The sequence below is a fragment of the Streptomyces sp. IBSBF 3136 genome, assembly GCF_036815105.1.
Taxonomy (GTDB): domain Bacteria; phylum Actinomycetota; class Actinomycetes; order Streptomycetales; family Streptomycetaceae; genus Streptomyces.
On sequence record NZ_JAJSZC010000394.1, the window covers coordinates 1 to 3,658 of the forward strand.

At 77.8% G+C, this 3,658-nt stretch carries 2 protein-coding genes; both read right to left on the bottom strand.

The genetic code is table 11. The features are described 5' to 3' along the window. Window positions 1-55: 55 nt before the first annotated feature. Window positions 56-2,737 (bottom strand): ComEC/Rec2 family competence protein, encoded by a 2,682-nt coding sequence (locus tag V7E45_RS39340; protein WP_333779091.1) that lies wholly within the window; start codon window positions 2,735-2,737, stop codon window positions 56-58. Continuing rightward, window positions 2,734-3,630: a ComEA family DNA-binding protein gene (locus tag V7E45_RS39345; protein ID WP_333779092.1), complete on the bottom strand. Its 897-nt coding sequence runs from the start codon at window positions 3,628-3,630 to the stop codon at window positions 2,734-2,736. Before V7E45_RS39345 ends, V7E45_RS39340 begins: the two co-directional genes overlap by 4 nt. Window positions 3,631-3,658: the final 28 nt, after the last annotated feature.

Sequence of the window (3,658 nt, forward strand, 5' to 3'; positions counted from 1 at the left end):
GTCTCGGTCTCGGGCTCGGGGGCGTGGGGGGCCGGTCTCGGTCGGAGGCTCGCGCTCAGTCTCTCGTCACCCTCACCTCCCGGGCCGCTCCACCGATTCGGCCGCTCGTCTCGTTCGCGCCCTTTCCATCGCCTCCGTCGATCGCGAGCGCTCCGTCCCGGTCGGTGCGCAGGACCACCGCCCCGCCGGCCCGGAGCGCCGCCACGGTCGCCGGTGCCGGGTGGCCGTAGGGGTTGTCGGCGCCGCAGGAGATGAGCGCCACCCGGGGAGCGGCCAGCCGTATCAGGTCCGGGTCCTGGTAGGCGGAGCCGTGGTGAGCCACCTTCAGCACGTCCACCCCCGCGAGTTCGGCCGCGGCCGGTGAGTGCGCCAGGGCCTGCTGGGACGGGGGTTCGAGGTCCCCGAGCAGCAGCAGCCGCAGTCCGCCGGTCCGGACCAGCAGGGCCACACTGGCGTCGTTCGGCCCGTCCGGCTCCACCGCCGGGACCTGCCCCGGGGCGGGGGCGGCCGGCGGCCACAGCACCCGCCAGGACACCGGTCCGGTGCGCCGCTCCTCCCCTGCCGTGGCCCGGGTCAGCGGGATGTGCCGATCGGCAGCCTCCTTCCGTACGAACGCGACCTGGTCGGCCGGTTCCTCGAAGTCCGTGGTCTCGATCGCGGCCACCGAGCGGCCGCGCAGGACACCGGGCAGCCCCGCGACGTGGTCGGCGTGGAAGTGGGTCAGGACGACCAGGGGAACCCGCGTGATGCCCAGCTTCCGCAGACAGCGGTCGACCCGCACGGGATCGGGCCCGGTGTCCACGACCACCCCGGCCCCCTCACCGGCCGCCAGCACGGTCGCGTCGCCCTGCCCGACGTCGCACATCGCGTACCGCCAGCCCGGCGGCGGCCAGCCGGTGACCACCCGGGCCAGCGGCGCCGGCCGCACCACCACCAGCAGGAGAAGCACCCCCAGCGCACCGCACCACCAGGGATGCCGCGACAGCCGCCGGCCGGCCAGGACGACGGCCCCGGTGACCGCGGCGAGGAGCAGGGCCCCGGCCCAGCTCCCCGGCCAGTCCACTCCCCCACCGGGCAGCGCGGCCCCGGTCCGGGCGACCCGCGCGATCCAGCCGACCGGCCAACCGGCGCACCAGGCCAGCCCCTTGGCCACCGGCATCGCCACCGGTGCCGTGGCGAGCGCCGCGAACCCCAGCACCGTGGCGGGAGCGACGGCCGCCTCCGCCAGCAGGTTGCAGGGCACCGCCACCAGGCTCACGCGTGCCGACAGCACCGCCACGACCGGTGCGCACACGGCCTGCGCCGCGGCGGCCGCGGCCAGCGCCTCGGCGAGCCGCGCGGGCACCCCGCGCCGTCGCAGCGCCTCGCTCCAGCCCGGTGCCGTCACAAGCAGCGCGCCGGTGGCCAGCACGGAGAGCAGGAAGCCGTAACTTCGGGCCAGCCAGGGGTCGTAGAGCACCAGCAGGAGGACGGCCGTGGCCAGCGCCGGGACGAGCGATCCGCGGCGCCCGGTCGCCAGGGCGAGCAGGGCCACACAGCCGCAGGCCGCGGCCCGCAGCACGCTCGGGTCGGGCCGGCAGACGATCACGAAGGCGAGCGTGAGGGCACCCGCCAGCAGGGCGGTGGCCCGCAGCGGCAGCCCGATGCGCGGGGCGAGTCCGCGGCGCTCGGCGCGCTGGGCCAGGCCGGGCGGCCCGACGAGCAGGGCGAGCAGGATCGTGAGGTTGCTGCCGGACACGGCCAGCGTGTGTGCCAGGTCCGTCTCCTTGAACGCCTCGTCCAGCTCGGGCGTGATCCGCGAGGTGTCGCCTACGACCAGTCCTGGGAGCAGCGCCCTGGCGTCCGTGGGCAGGCCGTCGGTCGCCTCCCGCAGGCCGGCCCTGAGCCCGCCGGCCAGCCGCTGCGGCCCGCTCGGTGGCGCGACAACCTCCGGCGGGGGCTCGTCGCGTACCCGCAGCACGGCCGCGGTTCGGTCTCCGGCGCCGCTCAGAGCGGGCGCCAGCCGGGCGACGACCCGCAACCGGGTGGTGGGCAACAGCCCGAGCCATGCCTGCCGCGCACGGCTCGCATGCGGCGCGCCGGGTCCGTCCGTGGCGACGGTCGCCTCGGGTGCGGACGGCTCATCGGGGGCAACGGGCGCGGCGGGTGCGGCGGGAGGGCCGGGCGCTGCTTCGGTGGGTGGTGCCCGGGGTGCCGGGACGTCCCCGTCGACGACCAGCAGTACCGGGGTACGTGTGCTGACCGCCGCTCCGTCACCGCCCTCCACGCGGCGCACCTCCGCCCGGGCCAGGACCGCCACCGGGGCCGCGTGGTCGCCCCGCACCCGGGGCCTGCTCGGCCAGGGATCGCCGGTCAGCTCGACCTCGGCGGTCACGGTCGCGAACCGCCGCGCCGCCTCCGGTACCGGCCCGCGCCGCAGGTCCGCACCGTGCAGCCCGGCGGAGGCGGCGGCCGCTGCCACGCACAGCAGCACGGCGGCGAGCGGGGCACGGACCCAGCCGGACCGGCCGGGCGTCCGGCCCGGCCTCCCCCGCCGCCGGACCGCCAGCAGGACGGCACCGGCGATCAGACAGACGGCCGCGACGCCCGCGCTCCACCTCGGTGGGGCGTCGATGACCAGGGCGGCCGTCGCCCAGGCCGCCAGTGCGGGAGGCACCAGACGCAGGTCGGCCGAGGCCGGGGCGCCGCGATCGGGGGCGCCGCGATCGGGGGCACCTCGGCCGAGGGTGCCGCTCATGGCCGCACCATGGTCCGCAGATCGCCGTAGCGGCGGTCGCCGATGCCGTTGACCTGCCGAAGTTCGTCCACCGAGCGGAAGCCGCCGTGCCGGGTGCGGTAGTCGATGATGTGCTGGGCCAGCACGGGACCGACCCCGGGCAGGGTGTCGAGCTGGTCGACGGTCGCCGTGTTGAGGGAGACCGGGGCTGCCGGGCCCTGGCCCGCCGGTCCGGAGCCCGTGCCGCCGCCCGGCCCCGGCGGGACCGCAGCCGCCGCGGTGGCACCGACCAGGACCTGTTCGCCGTCCACCAGGAACCGGGCCTGGTTGAGGCCCTCGGTGCTCACGCCCGGCCGCACTCCACCGGCCGCCCGCAGCGCGTCGGCCACCCGCGAGCCGGCCGGCAGCCGCCGGACACCGGGCCTGCGGACCTTGCCGCCCACGTCGACGACGATCTCCGCGCCCGGCGTGGCCGAGGTGCCCGGGGCCCGGGCCGGCTTGGCGTCCGCGTCCGCGCTCCCGCCCCGATCGGTGAACGGAGTCTGCGCCCGTACCACTTGGGGAGCGCTCACGGTCTGCGTCCGGCCGGCCCAGAAGTGGTGGACGGCGAGCACGGCCGCCACCATGAGCACCACGGCGAGCGCGACCACTCCCCGCCGCTCCACTCCGCAGCGCGCCTGCACCCACACCGGCAGCCGCTCCCGCAGGGCGAGCCCGGCCCGGTCGCGCCGGCTCGGCGCGAACACGAGGGGGTCGCCGGTCTCCGAGCGGTCCTCCTCCGGGAGCGTCCCGGCCGTGGGCCACCCGGGCGCCGCTTCCGGAGCCGTCTCCACGTCCGGTCCGGGAGCCACCCCCACGACGATCCCCGTCGCCGCCCCGGTCACGGTGCCCGGCACAGCCGCGAACCCCGTCATGGTGCCGGTCCCCGCCACGGTCCCGGAC